Genomic DNA, 24,376 nt, shown 5'->3' with positions numbered 1-24,376 from the left:
AGGTGGAATTGCGTTATACAATATGCCAATCACTTGGTTTAACTTGACTCTTATTTTAGCGTTCGGATTTGGTTTATATGACTCAAACAATCACTCTCTATGTCGATGGCGCTTGTCGTGGCAATCCTGGTTTAGGCGGTTGGGGTGCATATATCATTACCGAATCAGAAAAGCATAAAATTTATGGTGGCGAAGCAGAAACCACCAATAACCGCATGGAACTTACCGCGGCAATTGAAGGCATTAAATTTTGTCCTCCAAATGCCAAACTGATCATCTGGACCGATTCCAAATATGTAAAGCAAGGCATTACCGAATGGATTCATGGCTGGAAAAAGAAAAACTGGAAAGATGTCAAAAATCCGGACCTGTGGAAATTACTGGATGCGACTTGTCAGGGGCGTGAAATCGAGTGGAACTGGATTAAAGGCCATGCCGGACATCCAGGCAACGAAATGGCCGATCAGCTGGCCAATCAGGGTGCTGATCAAACATTGAAAGCCATGAAAAATCTCTTATCCTCTGCCGAAGCTAACTTAGAGCAAGTGGATATGCTGGATAAAAAAAAAGCTGAAAAGGATTGGTTATTAGATGATCCCTTTGGTTTCGACCTGATCGAAGCCGAGCTGCAAGATGACAGCGAAGTTTTGGAGAATGCAGCTTTAGAAAATGCGGAACAGGAAAACCATCAGGCAGATAGCTTGCAACAACTAGCGGAAGTTCCAGAACCTGTTTTAGCAAGCGCAACACCTGCTTCGGATAAACCACTACACCCGCATATCGTGATTACCCCACGAAGCAAGGAAGTTCACGGCCCTCGCCAGCTGATTCTGGATACTGAAACCACAGGTTTTTATTTTCAGGACACGGACCGGATTATTGAGGTCGGGGCGATTGAAATGGTCAACCGCAAACTGACCGGCAGCTCCATTCATATTTATATCAATCCGCAAAAACCTGTTGGCGAATCTGAAAATATTCACGGTATTTCAGATGAGTTCCTGAAAGACAAACCGCTTTACGCAGAAATTGCCGATGTGCTGTTTGACTATTTAAAAGGCGCAGAAATTATCGCGCATAACGCCACCTTCGATATGAACTTCCTCGATATGGAGTTCAAACGCGCAGGCTTTGTTGCATTATCGGAAGTATGTGCAGTAACCGATACCTTGGCCATGGCCAAGAGCAAGCATCCGGGACAAAAAAACTCCCTGGATGCTTTGGTGCGCCGTTATGAAATTCCACAGCGTGACCGTACTTTCCATGGTGCGTTACTGGATGCCGAAATTTTATCGGATGTCTATCTGGCCATGACCGGTGGTCAGGTTTCCTTTGATATGGATACCCTGACCGAAGCCGAGCAACAACAGAGTCAAGCAGCCCGCTCCACTGTACAAATAGAGCTGCCTGTGATTTTACCTTCAGCCGAAGAATTGGCAGAACATGAGAATTGGGTCAAACAATTTGCAGAAAAACATGGAACAGCTTGTCTTTTTGCAAAATAAAATCTACATTTCTAGTGGTTTTTTGTATTTAAACGTTTAACAGTTACGTTATAGTTAAACGCAAAGAAGTTTGGCCTTGAACGGGCTACTCATAAACAGATAAAACACTAGGAAAGGTGCAGATACATGTCTTCTTACCAAACCTCTATTCATTTTGACCCGACTGCATTGCTGATAATAAAAAATGAGGTTGATAACTCAATTAAATTAGTTGAATCAGCGGTTAGCACCTTGGCAGAAGACCACACTTTACCCTTTGGTATTGACGATGCACTGAATCAGTTTGAACAATGTGCCCAGGTTCTTGCGCTCATTGACATGCAAAGTCTGGCTAAAATTGCCCAATACTCAGCAGAGTTAATGCGCAAGATCATGGTGAATCCTGCTCAAATTAACACCCAGGAAGTGATTGCCTTAAGTGAAGGCACCACCATGTTAAAGCGCTACATCGAATTTATTTGCTTGCGCGAAGTTAAAATTCCACAATTTTTACTGGATACCTTAAACCGTCTAGAAATCGTGCTGGGCAAACCCCTTAGCCATGAAGGTCAGTATATTGAGCCTTTACTGGACTGTATTACTCCTGATTTTAAGCTGCCTCAAGCACCAAGCCTGGAAAAGTCGCAATATGTACATCGCCTGTACAAACTGTCTTTAAACAAGCTGATAAAACAGGAAGAAACTGAATTAGATCTGCAAGCGATCAAACTGGTCGGTGCCTATTTGGCAGGTCTGGCAGAAAACACGCCAAGCAAACAATACTGGAATCTGGTGCATGTGGCATTTAATCAGGTGAACCATTTATTGATCAATGATGCACGTTTACGTACCCTGGTCAGCATTGAACGCAATATGGCCCAATATTTCAGCGCCCCAGATCGCTTCAAGCCCAACCTATCTGATCTAGCCAATATTTTAAGCCTATGTATTAGTCAGGAAGATGAGACGGCTCAACAGATCCGTAGCCAGCTGAATATTGGTGAAGATCACTTAACGGATACACAATTGCAGGTGTTCAGCCGACATCTTTACGGTCCTGATTTTGATACCATGCATACCATCAGTGAATTGGTGAGTGCTGAAATGGGACAAATTCGCAATGACATTGAATACAATTACCAGAACATGACTGCTGAAAAAACGCGGGAGCTACAAAGCCAATTAGTCAGTCTGGCCAATATCTTTAAAGTATTGAATCTGAATGAAGCACATAATGATTTATTACGTCAGGCTGCATTACTCAGTCAGGGTGATATTTTAAAAGATGAAAATTTCGCACAGCAGTTGATGAATTGTATTTTGTCTGCCATGAACTCGATTGGGGTGCTGGAACGCCATTACACCTCGAGCCGTTTACAGCTGCGCGTCAATAATATGAACATTTCTTTAGACCGTTTAGATGAAGCACATGAAGCTTTATTAAACGAAACTAGAGCTGTGATTGACCTTTCTAGCCAAATCTTGATGCAGTATCTGCAAGATCAAAATCTGGCTGCACTTGAAAATATTCCTACCCAATTACGTGAAATTGGCGGTGCCCTGCTGTTCTTAAATGCAGAATCGGGTCGAACTTCATTGAATACGGCTGCAACCTTTATTCAACAGCAAATTGAAAATGCTGCAACGATCAGTGCTGAACAGATCAACCACACCCTCGATACTTTAGCCAGTGCCGATATGCTGATTGACAATTTAAAATCAAAACAGCCTGTCCTGCAGTCCATGTTTGATGTAGCATTGCAAAGTAGCGAAAAACTGAAAACTGTTGCCTAATGTCTGAATTGTCACTTGCTTATATCTTTCATCAACACCAACTTTTAGTCGATGAAAACTTTCAACTTCCCCGAGTAGAACGTGTAGCAAGTGACCTTCACTTCAGCCCGGGTGATCAAGTGATTGCCCGTGATCTTCATGAAAACGAACCTATTCCTGCAGGCTTGCAACTGGTTCCCATCCGCCAGTTATTAACCTTGTGGGACACCCAACAGTTTGAAACAGCCAGTCGTGCCATCCAACTGTTAGAATGGCGCCGCAACCACAAGTTCTGTAGTCATTGTGGACATCCAACTGAAGCCCATGTGACTGAATATGCCATGGTTTGCCCAGCATGTGGTTATCATCAATATCCGCGGGTACAGCCCTGCGTCATCACCATCATTACCCGTGGTCCAGATGAAATTCTGCTGGCTAAAAATGCCAACAACAAAAGCAATATGTATGGCTTAATTGCCGGTTTTGTTGAAGTCGGGGAAACTTTAGAAGAAGCAGTACGCCGTGAAACAATGGAAGAAGTCGGTTTAAAAGTAAAAAATGTGCAATATCTTGCCAGCCAGCCCTGGCCATTTCCAAGTAATTTGATGCTCGCCTTCCGTGCTGAATATGCATCTGGAGAGATTAAGCTTCAGGAAGAAGAAATTAGCGATGCCCAATTTTTTAAATTTAATCAACTGCCTGAAATTCCATTTAAAGGCAGTATTGCTTATGCCATGATTAAACACATCACCGACGGTCATCCGGTTGCAGATGACACCCGTGAATGGCTTTAAGTCAAGGTTTTAAGGCTTCTTCCAGCACTATTAAAATTTGTTGTTTGGTCTGAAAATAACGGCTAAACAGACTCGATACCGAACCCATAATAGACACATGCCCTGTTCCGGGAATGGTAATCATTTGGCTATGATTGCCCTTTTCCTGCAAAATACGGTGCAAATCCTGCGAATTACTATGCCCTACAACTTGATCATTGGAAGCCAAAAACAGGTAATGCCGCACCTGATTGGATTCAACAAAATAGTAAGGCATCACCTGCTGATAAGGCACGCTTTGGTCAAAGGCATCGGCACATAGCGGATCATCTTTATAATCAAAATGATAGGGTCCCGACAACCCAATAATGGCACGAATCTGAGAACGGCATTGCAGACTATAAGGATGGGGATGATAGAGCGCCGACATGATATTAAATGCACCGGCTGAATGCCCCATCAGTACTATTTTTTCAGTCCGAATATTCAATCTGGATTGATGCTGAGTTAAATAATTCAGTGCTAGACTCAGGTCATCAATATAACTTGGAAACACATGTTCTGGTGCAAGATGATAGTTAATCACCGCAACGTCATAACCTTCTTTGGCAAAGGCTTCACCGACAAAACGATAATCTTTTTTATCACCGTGCAACCATGCCCCACCGTGAACAAACACGATTAAAGGCCGCTGCTCAAGCGGAGATGCAGCGGAGAAAATATCAAAACGCTGACGTGCTTTTAAGCCATAAGCAATATTTTCATGCAGCGTATAACCTTTGCGTGGGGTTAAACGGTTAAGGGCATAACTGCCAAAATCGTAAAGGCGAAAATCTTTGTAGAGTATTTTCGCTTTTTCGACCTTTTGCTGGATTTCCTTTCTAACTGCTTGTACAACCTTATTGAGCATAGGTTGGCTCTGCTTGATCGGGATCAATGGCCACTGGTGTCTGTTCCACCGGTTGTGCATTCACAAGAGCACTACTCAAGCTTGAAGTCACCGCTCTAGACTGTTCAATATTATCAATCAGGGTAATGATTTTAGTGACATTACCAACTTGCTGCAGCACCTGGTTCAGATCATTAATTTCTGCGGTATTTAAACGCCCCATCACATATAAAACACCATCTTCGGTGTGAATGCGCACTTTACTGTCAGATACCACTACGGCTTTCATAATCAGGCCGCGGGTATTCGCAGTCACGGTAGTATCTTGCATAATCGTGCCATAACCAATCTGGTTACCGACAGTAATGTAATTATGCACGGTTTTAACATCACTCATGGCACGGACATTATCTTCAGCCAACTGTTTTAAGTGTGCATCCGGCACTTGACCGGTTAATAATACATTGCCATGAAAACTTTCAATATTGATGCGAGATTGTTTAAAGCGACTGTCTAATTTATATAAATTGATTTTAGCGGTACGTTCTATAGAGGAATCGATAAATACCTGTCCAAGAGAACGGGCGCCACTTTCTGTACCTACCGGGGCCGACCCTGTGCCACTCGAGATAAAACTTGCACAACCAGATAAACTTGCTACACACAGTAACGTCATTGCAATACGGTTAAACACTCAGCAAGACTCCTAATCGTTAATTTAAATTCTATTTTATTTCAGCATTTATGCTCTGATTTTGTTCAAAGATTAATAAACTCTTGATCAAAAGTAAAAGCATTTTCAATCCATTGTTGATCATAAGTGAATTTGGAAAAATCTTGCTGTATGGTTTTTGCAAATTGTTGAGAAAAATCAAAACAAATCACATCAAAACGACAATAACAAGTTTGATATTCCGGATAGGCATGCAAAAAGCACAGTGCCGATTTCATAATTTTGCGTTGTTTGGAAAAAGAAATACTTTCACAGGATTGGGCATATTGGGTCATTGAACGCGCTTTCACTTCGACAAAAATCAGTTCCTGAGCTTTATGTACAATTAAATCAATTTCCCCATAACGACAATGATAATTTGCTACAAGCAACTGAAAACCGTGTTCCCTTAATAACTTTAACGCTTGCTGTTCAGCCCATTGTCCCAAATTTAAATGTGCTGGAAGATTTGACATCACAATGCCCGGATCCCTTTTTTGGTATTTTCATAACAATGGGGAATCCGGTGAATTAGGTTATTATTGATTTGAATCAAGCCAGTACGTCCCTGAAACTGCAGGCTTTTTAAATGGGGGTCTACCAAATACTGGCTTGCAATATGCCAGGCATCACCACCAAAGGCGATCAGCCGCTGATAGGCCATGGAAACGCTGTTTTGCTGAATGGCTTGCATGACATCTGGCCATTCAGTGCCATATAAAGCCGGAGCATCACAAAACTTCATCCCTATGGGTAATGCCTGATCTTGTTCAATGGCATTGGCTAAGATATAGATATTTTTATGTGGCAGCTTTGCCAGTTTATTTAGCCAGCTATTATTGCCCAGTAACAATAAACCGGTTTGTTTATTTAATTTTTTCGGGGCTTCCTCAATTAAATTCAGCGGATAATCAGTCTGGGTAAGCAAAGAAATCAAAAACAGTTCATTGTCAATTTCAGAATCCTTTTGCTGCAAAACATACAGCTCTTTGATCTGATCATTTTGTAATACCTGATCTAGCGCCACCGCATCATCCTGCTTGGACAAACTGAATTGTCCCACATTGGCAAACTGCGATGACACCTCATTCAGAGCCAAAACCCGAACCTTCGGCTGCGCCTTGATTACAGCTTCCACATCTTGACGTGCCAAGGGTCCAATCACCAGTTGGGTTTTTTTATTGACATTTTGTTTAAGCAACTGCGCGATTTGTTTTTTGTCCGAGTTTACAAATCTAATTGGCGTTTTCAGGTCTGATGCCTGATAAGCACTCATAAAACCCTGTTTGATACTTAATCCGGCTCGCGCCAAAGGTCCCGATTCGGGTAAAATGACCAGCACTTCAGCTTGGGCGTGATTCAAAATGCAATACAGGATGAAGCTCATCAATATTTTTTTATTATTCAACATTGGAGAAACCTTATGAGTGCTCAGTTATTTGTTGTAGCGACCCCAATTGGGCACTTAGATGACATTACTTATCGTGCTATTGATATTCTAAAGTCTGTAAGTATCATCGCGGCAGAAGATACGCGCACTTCTGCTCAATTATTAAAGCACTTTAATATTACAACTCCGCTTACTGCCTGTCACGAACATAATGAAAGCAATAAAATTGATGTATTGATTCAAAGATTACTAAACGGCGAGAACATGGCGCTGATTAGTGATGCAGGAACGCCGCTGATTAGCGATCCGGGTTTTAAACTGGTTCGTGCAGCTCAGCAGCACAATATCCGTGTAGTTCCGGTACCTGGTGCATGTGCAGCCATTGCCGCGCTGAGTTCAGTCGGTTTACCGAGTGACCGTTTTAGTTTTGAAGGTTTTTTGCCTTCTCGCCAAAGCCAGCGTCTTAGCCAGTTAGAAAAGCTGAAAGATGAAACCCAAACCCTGATTTTTTATGAAGCACCGCATCGCATTCTGGAATCGGTGAAAGATATGGCACAGGTGTTTGGTGCCGATCGCCCAGTGGGTTTTGCCCGTGAAATTACCAAGACCTTTGAAACCATCAAAAAAATGACCCTGGCAGAACTGGTGGAGTTTATTGAAGCTGACCACAACCAGCAAAAAGGTGAAATTGTGCTGGTAATTGGCGGTGCAACTGAAGAAAAGGATCTGGAACAGGAAAAACTGGACCAGTTGTTGAGCCGTTTATTACAGGACTTATCAGTGAAGGCCGCTTCGCAACTGGCCGCAGACTTGACCGGAATTAAAAAGAAAGTGGCTTATCAACGTGCTTTGGAACTCAGCAATAAAATCTGAGCGGCTGTCAGCTCAAAAACAAAAAGCATCACCAAAGTGATGCTTTTTTTATTCTATAGCAAAACCCGGCAAAAGAATGAATTAATCTTTTGCTGACTCATCTGCAGGTACTTCAGTGATGCGACCACCACGAGCAAGGAAAGCAGCCACTTCATCTTCCAAAGCTTGACGCTGTTTCAGTTTGGCAGTCACTGTAAGTGTTTCAGCTTCGGCAACATCACCATCAGTTGCAGTTGTATCACTGTCAGACGCACCTTTTTCAGCAGCTTTTGCTTCATCTTCATCAACTGCAGTTTCTTCTACATCATCGTAGTCATTCATATCTGTCATCTTTCTTTCTCCCCACCAATGACTTCTATCAATCCAATTTAAATTGATTGCGAATTAGGAAGAAATTTAACAATCTCTGCACGTTTCGCATAGGGTCAATTTTAAAAAAATCGTATCTTTTTTAATCAAAAAAGTAAACTTGTATAAATATTTGTACAAAAAATGGTTCTTCAGTTTCAAACGGCATAACAAGTATCTTTTAAGGTTTGTAATCCGTTGGCTTGTGACATAAAGGCATCTTTTAATGCCGCATGTTGTTCCACCTGTTTTAAGCCGAAATTTCGGGCCCACACCACCGGGAAAAGCGCTGTGGTTTCCATCCATCCAATCGCAGACATGCTGTGCATCATGGCATCATTTTGACCTTTACGGCGGTGCTCATAGCGCTGCAAGGTTTGTTCATGTGCCCATACCCCACGTTTTAAATCATGCAGCAGTGCATCACATAAAATGGCGGCATCCAGGCAACCAATATTCACCCCCTGACCGGCAAGCGGATGAATCACATGTGCAGCATCTCCAATCAAGGCTAAACCGGCTTTGACATATTGCTGTGCAGCACGGGCTTTCAGCGGGAATTGTGCCCGTGGCGTTGCCTCTAACACCTCACCCAGCATGTGATGACTTTCACGCGTGAGCAACGCAGTAAAATCGCTATCATTCAATGCCGCATATTCTTCAGCATAATCATCAGGCAAGGTCCAGACAATCGATTGCCAATAGCCATCCTGTTCCGGCTTTAAACTGGCCATCGGTAAAAAAGCCAATGGTCCCGTTTCCAGGAAAATCTGTCGGGCCACATGCTGATGAGGCTGGGCGGTACGAATCGCGCAGGTCAGACCAGCCTGCTTGTAATCAAGGATATCCAGATCAATAAAGGCCTGTTCACGGACAAAAGAATTGGCACCATCTGCACCAATCAGCAGCTTGGTTTTCAGCTGGGTTCCATCCACCAGATGGATATACCAGATTCCTGCTACACCCTGCTCTATAGCTGTCACTTTAACCTGAGTGCGGTAATCTTCAAGCTGCTGCAGCATTTGTTGCTGAATCGCCAGATTGAGGATACTCGGCTCGACCATTGAACCCAATGCCTGTTCAGCCGTTGGTGTTTTTATCGAGGCTTGACCGAAATTGATTTCACCATAACCGTTTTTATTCCACACCTGCATGCCGCTATAAGGCATCTGACGTGCCAGCTTTTCCCAGACCCCGACCGTTTTCAGCAAATGAATGGTCGCCTGACTTAAGGCCAATACCCGCGGATTGGCAATCGCCTTGGTTTTTTCTGCATCAAGAATAGGAGCCGCATCCAGTACTGTCGCCTGCACACCGCCTTGAGCGAGCAATAATGCAGTCAGACCACCAACCAGACCGCCCCCCACAATCACCACATCAAGAACTTTGCTATTTTGATTAAGTGTCATGCTTTCAACCCCATGGCATAATTGGCCACCAGCGGTTTAATGCCTGGAATAGTATCAAAAGCCACCAGTCCGGTATTGCGTATTAATTTCAGGATGGGATTCTGGTTACTAAAACCACGCACCACACTGTCACAGAACTTGATTACCCGTTGTTGATCAGTCAGACGGGATTTTTCATAATCCAGCAGCATGGCTGCATCCCCCAAGTCGGCTGCTTGCGCCAGTTGTTCAGTTAAATAACGTACCAACACATAGGCATCGCGCATACACAGGTTAAAGCCTTGTCCTGCTACCGGGTGAATGGTATGCGCTGCATTGCCCATCAGCACCACACGACCAACTGCCTGCTTTTCTGCTAAAACTTGTGATAAAGGGAAACTAAAACGACGACCCGTTTTCTGGAATTTTCCGGCACGGTCACCGTAAGTTTCCTGTAAGGCATCTAAAAAGTGCTGGTCGTTTTCTTCGCCTAACCATTCCCCTTCTGTGCCTTTTTTCACCGGCCAGACCACCGAACGGCGATATTCACCCGGTAATGGCAATAATGCTAAAGGTCCAAGCGGGCTAAAACGTTCAAAGCCAACATGGTTATGCGGTTTTGAGGTTTGCACGGTAGTGACAATCGCCACCTGATCATAATCATGCTCTGAAGCACCAATTCCTAGGGCTTTACGGCAGAATGAATCCCGGCCATCGGCAGCGATCAGCAGTTTTGCTTGTAAGGATAATGTTTCATCGCCACGTTGTGCTTCAATAAAAGCTTGATCAGAATCTTGTTTCAGTGAGGTGACTTGTACGCCATCAATCAATTCAATCAAAGGTTGTTTACGTACTTCAGTAAGCAGTACACGGCCCAGCCAGGCATTTTCAATCACCTGACCAAAGCTTTCGACTTTTTCCTGTTCTGCTTTTAAACGCGCCTTACCAAAGCTGCCCTGTTCGGTAATATGCACTTCTAAAATAGGGGTAGCATGTTCTTGCAAGGCATTCCATAAGCCCAATTCCTGATAAATCTGTACACTACGGCGTGACAAGGCACTGTTTCGTGCATCAAAACTGGAGTGATAAGGCGCAAGATTGGCATCATCGTAATTTGGGTATTTGATGGCTTCGAGCAGCTTCACCCCGATATTAGCCTTTGCCAACATTAAAGCCAGACTGAGTCCGACCATACCGCCGCCAACAATGATGACTTCTTGCTGCATGCTTTCATCCTTTTTTTATCAGGTATTCGAATTCAGGAGATTTAATCGAAATACGTATAAGTTGTAATGGATTTTATATTACATCAAAGATTTTCATTTTTATAATGAATTAGAACTTTGCTTGTTCATGATATGGGAGTGTGACTAAATTTCGGCTATACAGATGTTCATGCATTGCTAGCTTTTCGCCATACAAGGAATTTTCACTATTACTCGAATTGTAGGAATAACTTTAAAATTTCCACCATAGAAAAGTATGTTGAAATAATGATTGCTAAGCTCAGTATCAATTAAAGCTTCCCACAGAAAAACATATAGCTCTCAACTTATTTTCATAAAAAACGGAGCTTAGGCTCCGTTTTTGTTTAGGACAATTAAGTCATGCAAATAAGCCGATGATATAAATGATGCAACAATCGACTTCATCAGAATTCAAGTTAATCTATACATTCAAACCTTGGCTGTTAACGCACAATATTTGTATGTGTATCAGTATGATGTACTGTTCTGCCTAATTTCGTGCCTGTATAGATTAAATAGAGCGCAGATAAACCCACCAGGACATAAACAATTCGAGATAGAGGACTCATGTCACCAAAGATTGCAGCGACCAAATTGAAATCGAATGCACCAATTAAGCCCCAATTTAGGCCACCAATAATCGCTAAAACATAGGCAATCCAGTCAATCGTATTAAGTTTCATAAATCTCTCCAACTGTATATTTAATGATCAAAATTATGAGAACGAAACTGGAGTTAATATGTTGTTTTAATGCTAAAAACTGATTTTCTATGTTGAGTTAGTGTCATTTTATAGATTCTAATTTTTAACTTGGTGAGTTTTATTTGAATTATTCGCGATAAACGTAAGTAAAAAAGCCGATCAACTGACCGGCTTTTACGGAGATTTATTGATATCAGCATGAGTACCTAAACGTTAGTGTTTTCTAGCTTCACTTGCCGCTTATGTTCATACATATTTTGATCAGCTTTAATAAATGCCCCCGGTAAATCGGAATCTAATTGTCGAGTTGCATAGCCTATTGCAACGTGAATATTTTCCTCTAAAAACAAACTGATCAGACGTTTAAACAAAGCTTCCGCATCGAACATCGACATTTCAGGGCATAACATAGCAAACTCATCACCCCCTAAACGTGAAACCACATCATTGCTTCGAGTGGTTTTCAGCAACAGTTCTGCTACCTTCTGAATAAGATGATCGCCCTGTGCATGACCCAATTGGTCATTCACTTGTTTCAAGTCATTTAAATCGATACTAAAAATCGTCGCTGGCAAACCAAAACGCCGACATCGACCTTCTTCTGACTCAACAAGACGATCCCAGGCACGGCGATTAAATAATCCTGTTAGCCCATCAATTAAAGCTTCAACTTCAAAACGTTCACGTAATCGACGTTGCTGATTTTCACGTAATTCACCTTGCAGGATAGAGCTTAATAAACTGCCGAGTAGCTGCACCAATGGTGCATCTTTTAAAATATCATTTGGTTTAATTTCGGTATCAATTGCGCACATGGTGCCAAACACAGAGCCATCTTCATTAAATAAAGCCTGACCAATATACGATTTAATAGATAAATTTTGATTAATAGCTGCATTCGCATACAGTGAAATATCACTCACACATGGAGCGATATTTGGCGTTTTGCCTTGTACCATATGGTAGCAAAATGAATCAGCCCAACGAAAAAAATTTCCCGCTTTAACGTTATATTTTTCATTTTCTGCTTGTAACACAATCCAATTTTCACCCTCGACACGGGTGATCATCCACAAGCCAAAACCTAAATTTTCATGAAGATATTCAAGAACTTGTTTTCCTGCTTCCTCAAAGTTGTGAAATTGAATGTTATGCATGAACACAGCCCATAATGTTCGAAATGACAGGAAGTAGGAAATTTAAAAAGCTATCATATAATATTTAGGCTTAAAATAATGCTTGTTCTGTTGAATCAGTGTAGAAGCTTTACAAAATAAAGCTCATGTTCACGCGAAATAGATCTTGGAATTTGTTTTAAATGTAAAATAATAAAAAAGCCGATCTTTCGACCGGCTTTTAACATACACTTTCGCTTAGGCTGCTTTTGCTTGAGCCATCAACGCTTCAATATCTTCTACCGTTTTCACCACATCTTTGGTGAGTACCAGTGGACCATTTTCGGTAGCCACCACATCATCTTCAATACGAATGCCAATACCACGCCATTTTGCATCTACAGTTTCATCATCTGGTGCAATGTACAGACCTGGCTCAACAGTCACCACCATGCCTTCTTCGTAAGCACGCCATTCACCATCAATTTTATATGAACCAACATCATGTACGTCCATGCCCAACCAGTGACCGGTACCATGCATATAGAACTGACGGAAAGTTTCTTTTTCGATAATTTCTTCCAGATCACCCTGCATAAGGCCCAAATCCAACAAGCCCTGAACCAGAATGCGCACCGCAACATGATGCGGTTCTTTATAGGAATTGCCGACACGTACTGCATCAATCGCTGCAAGCTGGGCTTTTAAAATCAGCTCATACAAGGCTTTTTGTTCAGAACTAAACTTGCCATTGACCGGGAAAGTACGGGTGATGTCGGAGGCATATAGCTGATATTCACATGCCGCATCTATCAGCACCAGATCACCATCCTTCAGCTCTTTGTCATTTTCCACATAATGCAGGATGCAGCCATTTTCACCTCCACCCACAATACTGTTGTAGGAAGGCACACAGCCATTTTTACCGAACACATAATTCAATTCTGCTTCCAGCGCATATTCCATCATGCCCGGTTTCACGGTCTGCATGGCACGGGTATGCGCTTCTGCACTGATATTCGATGCCAGTTGCATCAACTTGATTTCTTTTTCGGATTTGTGTAAACGCATTTCATCCAGAATGCGGTCCAGCTGAATCACATGCGCAGGTGCAGAAGTACCTTTACGTGATTCGCCATTAGCCTGAGTAAGCCATTTTGCTACACGGGCATCAAAATCGGCCTGCTGGCCAATCCGATAGAACAATTTCTGTTTATCAAGCAATTTCTCGATAATTTCTTCATCCAGCAGGTCAATGGCATAAGCCTCGTCCGCCTCATAATCATCTACTGCCCCGTCGACACCGGCACGGTAACCGTTCCAGATTTCCATTTCACGGTTACGTTCACGGCAGAACAGGCTATAGGTATAACCTTCGTCAATCGATTCAAAAGTCTCAATCACCGCCACAGCTTCAGGTTCGGCAAATCCCGTCAGGTAGAAAAAGCTGCTGTCTGCACGGAATTTATAATCTGCATCGCGGTTACGCATGGCAACCGGACTGGTGGCAATAATTGCAATACTGTGCGGACCCATTTCTTCTGCCAGGCGGTCACGACGTTCCTGAAAATCTGCTTGAGTCAGTTTCATCATTAAGTGTACTTTTGTCTTTTATGAGTAGGTTATAACTTTTAAAGGGTCTGTTAAATGGTCTGTTTTTAAATACAATCGTCCGAATTAGCTCGGACGATGCGGTGTAAACATTTCAACAACACTGCTTGCTTCATTAGCCTTACTTTTTTGCAATTGCGGCTGAATATTTTGCAACAATGGCGTTTCTGCAACATCCACTTTCTTGCGTCCCAAAGACAGGCTCACTGGAATCAGGCGCACAAACTCATAAAGTTCCTGATAGCTTTCTTCGCCTTCTTCGTCATCATCCGACGCATCAAACTCGACTGCTGCTACATCTTGAAGATGTTCGATCAGTTCCATTTCATCTTGACGGATATGTCCTGAGGCCAACCCAAATCCTAAAACCACACCGGCACACCAGTCTGCCAAGGCTTGTACACGGTCTGCAAGTACATGTTCATCATCAGGAAGTAAAGGAAGATAGTCGAGCTCATCTTCGGATAGCGCATGTGCCACATCTTCCGCTTCATCGCTTAAGGCATTTAAAATATGCTCGTCCAATGCGGGGATTTCCAGTGTGGCTAAAATTTGTTGCCATTCCTCACTTGTCGGTGCCTGAGTAACACAAACAATACCCGTAAGTAGTCCATGTAACTCACTTGGGCTTGAAATCTCTTCAATTTTTGAAAAATTGTGGTGCCATTCCGACCAACCTGAAATATCGTCTTGCATTCGTTTATCCAATCTCTATACTTCGTATATATTACCTTTGTTTGCAATACTGTGCGACTACCATATGTTAGAAGAATTACAGCGTCTACAGGCGCATATTGGCGTTTTAAAAACGCGACTTACGCATTATGAAAGTGAAAATAGTGCACTCACCGCGGCAAAAGAAAATTCTGCCGAGCATCATCATGCCCAAATTGTGCAAAAAAATGGCATTATCACCCAAAAACAAGAAGAAATAGATAATCTGAGCGAGCAATTAAGCGAAACCCAGTCCCAATTCAAGCAATTGAATACAGATGCCGCATCTTTGGCCGACCGTTATAGCCGTTTGGAGAAAAGTTGTACCGATCTTAAAAACCGTTTTCAGGAAATTCTGGCTGAACGTAATGAATTACGTGTCATTAAAGAAAAAATGCAAAATGATCACCGTGTTGCTCAACAGGAAATTCAGGGCTTGCAACAGGAACGTGAAAGATTGTTACAAAAAAATGAACATGCCAAAGCCAAGGTAGAAGCCATTATTCAGCGTCTTTCTATTTTAGGTACTGCTCAAGATCAGCACGCGCAAGAAATTCAACAGCTTGCTCATCCAACCGATGCAAATGAGGACATCTAATCATGAGTGAACAAATTGCGGTTGAATTGCGTGTACTGGGTCATAATTTCCGTTTGGCAACCACGGAAACCGAGAAAGCGGATCTGGAACGTGCAGCTGAATTGTTAAATGAAAAATATGATGATTTTCGTCGTAAAGCACCGCGGGTTGAACCCAGCAAGCTGATTATTATGGTGGCACTGGAACTGATGCAGGAAGTGCTGGCCATGAACAAATCCTTGCAGGAATACTCACACTGTGAACGCTTATTGACGACAATTTTAGAAGAAGTGGATGAGTTGGTTTAATTTTCATTTAAATTGACTAAAGTATCGACAGTTGAAAACTAAGTTTACAGTTCCTGAACACTGAAGATTTGCCAATATCTCATTATTGGTTATACTTACTTCATCTCTGAGGTGTTCGCCAGCGAGTCTATATCCCTGCCGATACTTAAATCTACGGATTGTGTTCTGCATATTTAGAGTGTATGCCCATCTTCGTATGGGAAACCCAGCAAGTATGCGTCGCGTCCACCTTGAACTTCTTCGGGTTCAGGGTAACGACATGCAGCGGCATCTTCGGAGTGTTTTTTCTTATTATTCTAAGCGTGATTTATTACAATATTTCTTCATCTATTTTACATTTTAAAAAATTTCATTTTTAAACTTCAACTTGTTTTTCAGCCTATATTCATTGATATTTTTATGCAAAAAAATACCCAAGATTTTCATCTTGGGTAGGTTATATCAAGGCCTACACTTTTCAGTACTATTCAGACTTTTGCAAACGAAGTGCATTAATCACGACAGACAAAGAACTGAATGACATGGCAACTGCAGCAAGCATCGGAGTGAGTAATAAACCTGTTAAAGGATAAAAAATACCTGCTGCGACTGGCACACCTAAACCATTATAGACAAAGGAAAATGCCAGATTCTGCTTCATGTTTTTCACCCCTAATTTGGCCATGTGAATGGCATCTGCCACACCACGAATATCTCCTTTCACCAAAGTCACTTGGGCCGTTTGTTTGGCAATATCGGTACCATTGCCCATTGCCACACCTACATTGGCTTGAGCAAGTGCCGGTGCATCATTAATGCCATCTCCCGCCATGGCCACAACTTTTCCTTGAGCCTGATATTTTTTTACCAGATCTAATTTTTCAGTCGGGCTACAGTTGCCATAGACCTGCTGTATGCCCAGTTCAGCAGCCACCAGTTTGGCATTTTGTTCGTGGTCACCTGTGGCCATCACCACCTCTATACCATCAGCAATCAGCTGGTCTATTACCTGATGTGCATTGTGCTTAATCGCATCATGAATAGCGATATAAGCCAAAACTTGCTGCTGATTGGCCAAAAAGCTAATCACATTACCGCTCTCACGTTGAGCATCAAGCTTCACTTGAACATGTTCAGGCAGCTGCAAACCCAACTGATCAATCAGCTTTTGACTGCCCACATACAGGGTCTGGTCATCAATTTGACCTTTCACCCCAAAACCAGTGACATCTTCAAAATCAATGACTTTCAACAGTTGCTCATGCGGAACAAGCTTGGTTAAAGTCTGTGCAATCGGATGGGTTGAATACTGTTCAATCGAGGCAATCCATTGTTCCACTTGCGCTTGCTGTACTGTATCTGAAAGTAATTGAATCTCTTTCAGACTCGGCTTGCCTTCGGTCAAGGTTCCGGTTTTATCAACAATTAAAGTGGTGACTTTGCTTAAGGCTTCAATCGCTTCAGCATCTTTAAACAGCACGCCTTTTTGTGCTGCCCGGCCTGTGGTTGCCATCACCGACATAGGCGTTGCAAGACCTAGAGCACATGGACAGGCAATAATGAGTACAGCCACCGCACACATGAGCGCCAAATCAAACTGTGCTTGGCCAAAGACCATCCAGGCGATAAATGTCAAAATACTGATGGATAAAACGACAATAACAAAATACTTGGCAAACACATCGGCAAGTCGTTGCAACGGTGCTTTGGAACGCTGTGCTTCCGCTACAGTCTGAATCATTTTCGCCAAGGTGGTATTGGCACCCACAGCAGTAGTTCGAATACGAATACTGCCCTGCTGATTCACCGTCCCACCAATCACACGGTCATCCAGCTCTTTTTTCACCGGAACAGGTTCACCGGTCATCATTGCTTCATCGACATAGGTTTTGCCTTCTACCACAATGCCATCCAGTGGAATTTGATCACCTGAAGAAATCTGCAGGATATCGCCCTGCTTGACCATGCCAATATCGACTTCAACCACCTGATCATTCTGTACCAGTTTTGCGATATGAGGTTGAAGTTTTAGCAAGGACTTTAACGCGTCAGCAGTTTTGGCACGGGCTTTCAGCTCCATGATTTGCCCAAGCAAACTTAAGGACACAATCATACAGGCCGCTTCATAATACACAGCAACACCGTGACCGGTTTTGGCCTGCATCGGAATCAGTGACGGGAAAACGGTTGCTATTACACTGTAAATAAATGCCGCCAGTACCCCGACACCAATCAGACTCCACATATTTAAGTTGCGGGTTTTATAGGATGTCCAGCAACGCTCAATAAAGGGCTTGCCCGCCCAAAGCACCACTGGAATGGATAAAACCAGTTCAATCCACGGCTGAATATGCTGTGGAATAAAGGCATGAATATGTGAACCCATAGCCAACACAAATACAATTAAAGTCAGCGGCAAAGTTACCCAAAAACGGCGACTAAAATCGACCAGTTCAGGATTCGGTGCATCATTTAAGGTCGGTTGCATCGGCTCCAAAGCCATACCACAGATTGGACAGGTTCCCGGCCCTTTCTGCACAATTTCAGGGTCCATCGGACAGGTATAGTCCATATCCTCAGCGCCTTCAGACACAGGTCGCTGGTCTGCCGGAAGCAAATAAAACTCAGGTTCAGCTTTAAATTTCTCCAGGCAAGACGGATTGCAGAAATAGTAAGTTTTCGCCTGATACTCTGTTTTTAAATCGGTTGAAGTATCTACCGACATGCCACACACGGGATCGATCTCAGAATGAGGTGATGATGCAGGATGAGTTCCGCCACAACAGCCAGATTTCTTTTCTGTAACTGCCGCTTTTTCTGTTGAACCGCAGCAGGAAGATGCTGTTTGCTTGGTTTGCAGATATTGCTCAGGCTGCTGGTTAAATGTAGTTAAACAACGTTCTGAACAGAAGTAATAATCTTTTGATTCAAACTGGCTGTGCCATTTTGAATCGGTTTTTACCTGCATGCCACAGACAGGATCAACAGTTGTTTCACTCACCTGTTTTGTGGTTTGCACTTTATTTCCCGCACAACAGCCTGATGATTGCGCTGCTGGCTGTTGATTTTGAGAACCACAGCAAGATTTTTTTTCATCTGTTTTTGATTTAGATGCACAACTGCAGCCTGAAGTTTTAGATTTATTTTTTTCTAAATACTGTTCTGGATTGGCCTGAAATTTATCCAAACAGCCCTGACCACAAAAATAATAATGTTGATCTAAGTATGTAGTGTGCGGCTTGGATAAATTGGTCACGGTCATGCCGCAGACCGGATCAGTATATTGCTGCGCTTCAGCTTTTTGACTGCCACAACATGAAGATGAGGCCGCTACAACTTTGGCTGTATTTGCACAGCCACAGCCTGATTTAGGCTTGGTTTGTTGAAGGTAAGCTTCAGGATTTTTAATAAACTTTTGTTTGCAGCCATCACAACAAAATAAATATTTTTTCCCCAGATATTCAAAATAATGTTCTGAACTTTCCGAAACGTTCATTCCACAGACTGGATCAACTTTCACTAATTCAAGGACTGAATCCTGTTTTGCACAGCAGGAAGATTTTTGTTGCTCATTCATCCGACTCACCTGTTTTATTCTTTCATTGTGTTAGCATAAAGTCTGTACCCAGGTACAGAGTCAAGTTATTTGAGGATATTTTATGCTCACCATCGGAAAACTGGCCAAACAGTGTCATGTAAATGTTGAAACCATTCGTTATTATCAACGCATCGGTTTAATGCGCGTGCCGGAAACGACGCAGAGTTACCGTTATTACAATGACAAAGATATCGAAACCTTAAACTTTATTCAAAAAGGCAAAGATGCAGGCTTGCAACTCAGTGAAATACAGGAATTACTGCAACTTCAACTCGAAGATCGTGAACAGGTGAGGCATGTCATTGAACAACGTCTGGAAAAAATTGATCAAAGGATTCAGGAATTGCAGGCACTCAAAACCCGTTTAAGCAGCTGGGTAGATGAATGTAAAACCACCAATGAAAGCTGTTGCCCGATTTTGAAAGAGCTGAAAAACAGTTAAACTGCTTTTACAATGAAAATGTATATATTTTTTGGGAACCTATAACAGATGTCAGTGGATTTAAAATTTTTACGCAAGCAACTTCGACATCAGCGCAGAGCCATTTCCAGCTTTCAACACAAACAGTCACAGCAACAGGTACTGAGTCAACTTCTTCGAATCAAGGCTTTTCAGCAAGCCAAAAAAATCGGCATCTATCTGAATGCCTTTGGTGAAATACATACCCAACAAATCATTGAATATTGTTTCAAACTGGGTAAAGAAGTTTATCTTCCCATGATTTGCAGCATGAACCAGCAATTGCATTGGGTGCGAATTAGCCAAAAACAATATAGAAACAATCAATTTTCATATCACCCTTTAGGCATGAAAGAGCCTATGGCGCAGCGTGGCCTGCATGTCTCGGTTCTGGATTTTTTAATCATGCCTTTGCTGGCTTGTGATATTTACGGCACCCGTATTGGCATGGGAGGCGGTTTTTACGACAAAACCCTGGCCAGTGCACCGAACAAACCCTATCGACTTGGTCTTGCACATGACTTTCAGCTGATTCAGCAGCGTTTACATCGTGAAGTCTGGGATCAACCCCTCGATGCCTTACTGACCCCTTCAAAATATCTGCACTTTAAACGTTGAATTGGTATTTTTGACCAATAGGAATACTTAAAAATCACATATTTACTCATTTTTTATACATTTTCATTTGCCATGCCCTTGTAATTTTTAAAATACACTTCACTATAAAAATATGGCAACGCTGTTGTTACTCATTAGGAGTGCCCATGTCTGAAATTATTATGAATCAAGAAACCTTAACTACACAGGTTCCAAGCGTATTACCGCTTTTAGCGCTACGAGATGTGGTGGTTTATCCACACATGCAAATTGCGTTATTTGTAGGTCGTGAAAAATCGATCAATGCAGTTGACGTGGCCCGTAACAGTGACAATCTGGTATTTGTAGTTGCACAACAAGATTCTCTTACAGAAGAAATTGATCACGACAACTTATATCAATACGGTACTGTCGCGAAGATTGTGCAAGTTGTGAATCATGAAAATGATGAAAACTGTATAAAAGTACTCATTGAGGGCTTACACCGTTCGAAACTGGTCAAAATCATCGACAACGATGCATATTTATCAGCCGAACACAGCTTAAGCCCAATGACAGTGAATATTGAAGCTGACTCTCAAGAAACACGTGTGCAAGAACTGCGAACTTTATTTGCACAATATGCAGAAGCAAAATTACGTAATGCACGTGAATTGATTACTGCTGCCAATAAAATCGATGATTTATTGCAACTGTTGTTCTTCGTGGCCACTCGTGTGCCATTGAACATCGATGTAAAACAAAAGTTCCTGGAACAGGATGACTTTGAAGCACATTTGACTGAGCTCATGACTTATTTGTTGCAACAATCTGAAGAACAGCAGATTGAGCAAACCTTGCATGACTCGGTAAAACGCCAGATGGAGAAAAACCAGCGCGAATACTTCCTAAATGAAAAAATGAAGGTGATTCAGCGCGAGCTTTCCGACATGAACGGCGGTGCTGAAGATGACGTGGCTGAAATTGAGCGTCGTCTTGAAGAAGCCGATTTACCTGAACACGTGCGTAAAAAAGCGGAATCTGAATTCCGTAAGTTAAAAGCAATGCAACCTGCTTCAAGTGAAGCTGCCGTAGTGCGCAATTATATCGAGGCGATTTTAGATACGCCTTGGAATAAAGCCAGCAAAGTCAGCATCAACCTGAACAAGGCACAAGAAATATTGGATGCTGATCATTACGGCTTAGATGACGTTAAAGATCGTATTGTTGAATACCTGGCTGTTCAATCTCGCGTGAAAAAACTCAAAGGTCCAATTCTTTGCCTGGTTGGTCCTCCAGGGGTGGGTAAAACTTCACTGGGTGAATCGATTGCCAAAGCTACAGGTCGTGAATTTGTGCGTATGGCCTTAGGTGGCGTGCGTGATGAAGCGGAAATCCGTGGTCACCGTCGTACTTATATCGGTGCGATGCCAGGTAAAGTAGTGCAGTCATTAACAAAAGTAGGCGTGAAGAACCCGCTGTTCTTACTCGACGAAATTGACAAGATGGCACAAGACTACCGTGGCGACCCGGCTTCAGCATTGCTTGAAGTACTCGATCCATCACAAAACAGCAAGTTCAACGATCACTACCTCGATCTTGATCTTGATCTTTCTGAAGTGATGTTCATCTGTACTGCAAACAGCATGAATATTCCTGAAGCTTTGCTTGACCGTATGGAAGTGATTCGTCTGCCGGGTTATACCGAAGAGGAAAAAGTTAATATTGCTGAACGTTACCTTGTTCCTAAAGCCATTAAGGACAATGGTTTACGTGGCAAAGAATTGACTATTCATGAACAAGCGATTCGTGACATCGTGCGTCGTTATACACGCGAAGCGGGTGTACGTAGCCTGGAACGTGAAGTGTCAAAAATTGCGCGTAAAGTCGTGAAAGAAGCGGTCAGCAAAAAAGCCAAAAACTTGCATATCGATGTGACTGCGGAAAACTTGCCTGATTACCTGGGCGTGCATAAGTTCGACTACGGTATGGCAGAAGAAGAAGCCCAAGTCGGTCGTGTCAATGGTTTGGCGTGGACCTCAGTGGGTGGTGAATTGCTTTCTATTGAAGTTGCAGCTGTAAAAGGTAAAGGTAAATTCATTACTACCGGTTCACTCGGTGATGTCATGAAAGAATCCATTACCGCGGCAATGACTGTAGTGCGTACCCGTGCAGATGCACTTGGTATTGAGGCTTCAAGATTTGAAGAAACCGATGTCCATGTGCATTTACCTGAAGGTGCAACTCCGAAAGATGGTCCATCTGCAGGTTTGGCACTCACCACTGCCTTGGTTTCTGCCTTCACAGGTATTCCAGTTCGCGCGGATATTGCCATGACGGGTGAAACTAACCTAAGTGGTCGTGCAATGCGTATTGGCGGCTTAAAAGAAAAACTTTTAGCTGCACATCGCGGTGGCATTAAACTGGTCTTCATCCCTCAAGAAAACGCGCGTGACTTGGTGGAAATTCCAGAAAATGTTAAAGCCGGTCTGGAAATTAAGGCAGTGAAAAGCATCGATGAGATCTTGCCATTTGCCTTGGTTGAAGCGCCAAAACCGTTGGTGAAAGCACCGATAGTTAAACCAATTGCAGAAGGCAAAGCAGCCCGTCATTAATTGCAATTCGCTACAAAAAAGAGAGCTTCGGCTCTCTTTTTTTATGTGCATAAGTTTTACTATATAAATAGAAAAGGGCTTGAAAAATCTACTTCTCACCCTTATCTAATAGTATAGAGACCCTAAATACGCTGTTCGTTTCTAATTGATTTGTAGTTAACAAGTTATGTGAATGGTCGTCTACATCTCCAGGTAGATGACCTTTTGATCGCAGTCCCAGTTTTCACTTAAGGGGCTGCGTTTTTTATTCATCAGCTTGCAGCAATAAACTATAAACCAGACCATCAATTACATTGGCCATTTTTCCAATATTGAGTGTCTTCAGCGTATCGGCCGCAGTGTGATAATGCTTGTTCCGGAAAAAAGCCGTATCTGTAATCATCATGGCCGGAATATCAAACTTCCAGTAATTCAAATGATCAGAAACCTCCATCGCACTAATAAAAGAAGGAGCTACCAGTCTTTGGCACTCCAAACGATCGAGCCTACGCATCGCTTGACAGTATTTCGCCCCCAGATCATAAGACTGTAAATTACTCACCGCAGCAATAAAATTACCATGCTGTGGATACACCCATTTCAAACCCGCCGGATATTCCTGTACCAGCCTTTCATCAAAGTAACCAATCATCTCTAATATATAAACGCCCTGAATCTGTTCCTTTTGCGCCTGTACAGATTTCGCATGCACAAAACTACCCATCTGTTCAGTCTTAAAAAATGGCGACTCAGCCAAAGTATAAAATACAAAATCCACATTATGTGCCAGTTGGGATTTCTGCTGCGCCAGTATGCGTGCGGTTTCAATCACTCCCGCCACACCCGAAGCGTTGTCATCTGCGCCCTGAGTTTCCCCAAACACATCATAATGCGCACCGACAATCACCTTGTCCGCATGACCAGTTGTTAAAGTACACACGACATTTCGATAGCCCAGACTATTCACCGAATAGTTTTGATAGTGGCATGGAACACCAAACAGGCGCATCTGTTCTTTAATCCATGCAGAAACACGTTGTAATTCTGCTGTATTCTTATAATTACGCTGTCCCTGCTGGCCGATAATCTGCTCCATATAGAACTTTAAATTATCGGTACTGGCTGGTGTTACGCTAGGCAATGCCCATGTCGAAGTTGTTAAAAAAAGAGTGCTCAAGCATAAGCTTAAATTTAGATTATTTTTTAATCTCATTTAATTATCTAATCCTCTTTTATTATTGGTGTTTAATCCCTTGCTGAAGA

Annotated in this window: 22 protein-coding genes and 1 other RNA gene; 10 read left to right on the top strand and 13 right to left on the bottom strand. The window is 42.6% G+C overall.

Annotated features, from left to right (window positions below; translation table 11 throughout):
* Window positions 1-77: 77 nt before the first annotated feature.
* From dnaQ to nudC, 3 genes are all read left to right on the top strand, one after another.
* Window positions 78-1,505, top strand: a complete 1,428-nt coding sequence (gene dnaQ / locus B9T29_RS07095; RefSeq protein ID WP_086175255.1) for a DNA polymerase III subunit epsilon — start codon at window positions 78-80, stop codon at window positions 1,503-1,505.
* A 126-nt stretch (window positions 1,506-1,631) separates the two neighbouring features.
* The gene (locus B9T29_RS07090; protein ID WP_086175254.1) at window positions 1,632-3,278 is read left to right on the top strand and encodes a chemotaxis protein; all 1,647 of its coding nucleotides are present in this window, start codon (window positions 1,632-1,634) and stop codon (window positions 3,276-3,278) included.
* Window positions 3,278-4,051, top strand: a complete 774-nt coding sequence (nudC, locus tag B9T29_RS07085) for an NAD(+) diphosphatase (protein ID WP_086175253.1) — start codon at window positions 3,278-3,280, stop codon at window positions 4,049-4,051. The genes B9T29_RS07090 and nudC overlap by 1 nt, the downstream gene beginning before the upstream one ends.
* 1 nt (window position 4,052) lies before the next feature.
* Here nudC and B9T29_RS07080 read toward each other — a convergent pair whose 3' ends face one another.
* The 4 genes from B9T29_RS07080 to B9T29_RS07065 form a co-directional block, all read right to left on the bottom strand.
* Window positions 4,053-4,940 carry an alpha/beta hydrolase gene (locus tag B9T29_RS07080; RefSeq protein ID WP_086175252.1) on the bottom strand — a complete coding sequence of 296 codons (888 nt, stop codon included), beginning with the start codon at window positions 4,938-4,940 and terminating at the stop codon, window positions 4,053-4,055.
* Window positions 4,930-5,613, bottom strand: coding sequence for a BON domain-containing protein (locus tag B9T29_RS07075; protein ID WP_086175251.1), 684 nt, complete (start codon window positions 5,611-5,613; stop codon window positions 4,930-4,932). The genes B9T29_RS07080 and B9T29_RS07075 overlap by 11 nt, the downstream gene beginning before the upstream one ends.
* Before the next feature lie 65 nt (window positions 5,614-5,678).
* Window positions 5,679-6,107: a YraN family protein gene (locus B9T29_RS07070; protein WP_086175250.1), complete on the bottom strand. Its 429-nt coding sequence runs from the start codon at window positions 6,105-6,107 to the stop codon at window positions 5,679-5,681.
* Window positions 6,107-7,042, bottom strand: coding sequence for a penicillin-binding protein activator (locus tag B9T29_RS07065; RefSeq protein WP_086175249.1), 936 nt, complete (start codon window positions 7,040-7,042; stop codon window positions 6,107-6,109). The genes B9T29_RS07070 and B9T29_RS07065 overlap by 1 nt, the downstream gene beginning before the upstream one ends.
* A 12-nt stretch (window positions 7,043-7,054) precedes the next feature.
* Between B9T29_RS07065 and rsmI the strand changes: the two genes are divergently transcribed.
* The gene (gene rsmI / locus B9T29_RS07060; protein WP_086175248.1) at window positions 7,055-7,894 is read left to right on the top strand and encodes a 16S rRNA (cytidine(1402)-2'-O)-methyltransferase; all 840 of its coding nucleotides are present in this window, start codon (window positions 7,055-7,057) and stop codon (window positions 7,892-7,894) included.
* An 81-nt stretch (window positions 7,895-7,975) separates the two neighbouring features.
* On the opposite strand, the gene B9T29_RS07055 is transcribed toward rsmI, so the two are convergent.
* The 7 genes from B9T29_RS07055 to B9T29_RS07025 all read right to left on the bottom strand — a co-directional run bounded on the left by B9T29_RS07055 (window position 7,976) and on the right by B9T29_RS07025 (window position 15,003).
* Window positions 7,976-8,224 carry a hypothetical protein gene (locus B9T29_RS07055; RefSeq protein WP_086175247.1) on the bottom strand — a complete coding sequence of 83 codons (249 nt, stop codon included), beginning with the start codon at window positions 8,222-8,224 and terminating at the stop codon, window positions 7,976-7,978.
* A gap of 176 nt (window positions 8,225-8,400) precedes the next feature.
* Window positions 8,401-9,651: an FAD-dependent monooxygenase gene (locus B9T29_RS07050; RefSeq protein ID WP_086175246.1), complete on the bottom strand. Its 1,251-nt coding sequence runs from the start codon at window positions 9,649-9,651 to the stop codon at window positions 8,401-8,403.
* The gene (gene ubiH / locus B9T29_RS07045) at window positions 9,648-10,856 is read right to left on the bottom strand and encodes a 2-octaprenyl-6-methoxyphenyl hydroxylase (protein WP_086175245.1); all 1,209 of its coding nucleotides are present in this window, start codon (window positions 10,854-10,856) and stop codon (window positions 9,648-9,650) included. Before ubiH ends, B9T29_RS07050 begins: the two co-directional genes overlap by 4 nt.
* 464 nt (window positions 10,857-11,320) lie before the next feature.
* Window positions 11,321-11,560 carry a DUF378 domain-containing protein gene (locus tag B9T29_RS07040; protein ID WP_086175244.1) on the bottom strand — a complete coding sequence of 80 codons (240 nt, stop codon included), beginning with the start codon at window positions 11,558-11,560 and terminating at the stop codon, window positions 11,321-11,323.
* A 227-nt stretch (window positions 11,561-11,787) separates the two neighbouring features.
* Window positions 11,788-12,738, bottom strand: coding sequence for a GGDEF domain-containing protein (locus tag B9T29_RS07035; protein WP_086175243.1), 951 nt, complete (start codon window positions 12,736-12,738; stop codon window positions 11,788-11,790).
* Between the two features lie 216 nt (window positions 12,739-12,954).
* Window positions 12,955-14,286 (bottom strand): Xaa-Pro aminopeptidase, encoded by a 1,332-nt coding sequence (gene pepP, locus B9T29_RS07030; RefSeq protein WP_171264004.1) that lies wholly within the window; start codon window positions 14,284-14,286, stop codon window positions 12,955-12,957.
* 87 nt (window positions 14,287-14,373) lie between these two features.
* Window positions 14,374-15,003, bottom strand: a complete 630-nt coding sequence (locus B9T29_RS07025) for a UPF0149 family protein (protein ID WP_086175241.1) — start codon at window positions 15,001-15,003, stop codon at window positions 14,374-14,376.
* Window positions 15,004-15,067: 64 nt separating this feature from the next.
* On the opposite strand from B9T29_RS07025, the gene B9T29_RS07020 reads away from it, so the two are divergent.
* The 3 genes from B9T29_RS07020 (at window position 15,068) to ssrS (ending at window position 16,189) form a co-directional block, all read left to right on the top strand.
* Window positions 15,068-15,619 carry a hypothetical protein gene (locus B9T29_RS07020; protein WP_086175240.1) on the top strand — a complete coding sequence of 184 codons (552 nt, stop codon included), beginning with the start codon at window positions 15,068-15,070 and terminating at the stop codon, window positions 15,617-15,619.
* A gap of 2 nt (window positions 15,620-15,621) precedes the next feature.
* Window positions 15,622-15,906 carry a cell division protein ZapA gene (locus B9T29_RS07015; RefSeq protein WP_086175239.1) on the top strand — a complete coding sequence of 95 codons (285 nt, stop codon included), beginning with the start codon at window positions 15,622-15,624 and terminating at the stop codon, window positions 15,904-15,906.
* 100 nt (window positions 15,907-16,006) lie between these two features.
* A non-coding RNA gene (gene ssrS, locus B9T29_RS07010) (6S RNA) lies at window positions 16,007-16,189 on the top strand.
* 180 nt (window positions 16,190-16,369) lie between these two features.
* Here ssrS and B9T29_RS07005 read toward each other — a convergent pair.
* Entirely contained in the window at window positions 16,370-19,462 is a 3,093-nt protein-coding gene (locus B9T29_RS07005) for a heavy metal translocating P-type ATPase (RefSeq protein ID WP_228146575.1), read from the bottom strand.
* Between the two features lie 82 nt (window positions 19,463-19,544).
* Between B9T29_RS07005 and B9T29_RS07000 the strand changes: the two genes are divergently transcribed.
* From B9T29_RS07000 to lon, 3 genes are all read left to right on the top strand, one after another.
* Window positions 19,545-19,925, top strand: a complete 381-nt coding sequence (locus B9T29_RS07000) for a MerR family transcriptional regulator (protein ID WP_086175238.1) — start codon at window positions 19,545-19,547, stop codon at window positions 19,923-19,925.
* A gap of 48 nt (window positions 19,926-19,973) precedes the next feature.
* Window positions 19,974-20,561, top strand: a complete 588-nt coding sequence (locus tag B9T29_RS06995) for a 5-formyltetrahydrofolate cyclo-ligase (protein WP_086175237.1) — start codon at window positions 19,974-19,976, stop codon at window positions 20,559-20,561.
* 146 nt (window positions 20,562-20,707) lie between these two features.
* Window positions 20,708-23,134, top strand: coding sequence for an endopeptidase La (lon, locus tag B9T29_RS06990; RefSeq protein WP_086175236.1), 2,427 nt, complete (start codon window positions 20,708-20,710; stop codon window positions 23,132-23,134).
* 244 nt (window positions 23,135-23,378) lie between these two features.
* On the opposite strand, the gene B9T29_RS06985 is transcribed toward lon, so the two are convergent.
* The gene (locus tag B9T29_RS06985; RefSeq protein ID WP_086175235.1) at window positions 23,379-24,326 is read right to left on the bottom strand and encodes a M28 family peptidase; all 948 of its coding nucleotides are present in this window, start codon (window positions 24,324-24,326) and stop codon (window positions 23,379-23,381) included.
* Window positions 24,327-24,376: the final 50 nt, after the last annotated feature.

Origin of the sequence: Acinetobacter sp. ANC 3903 (assembly GCF_002135315.1) — a bacterium.
Lineage (GTDB): Bacteria > Pseudomonadota > Gammaproteobacteria > Pseudomonadales > Moraxellaceae > Acinetobacter.
Note: the sequence above shows the minus strand (reverse complement) of the source record. Positions and strands in the feature narration are given on the sequence as shown.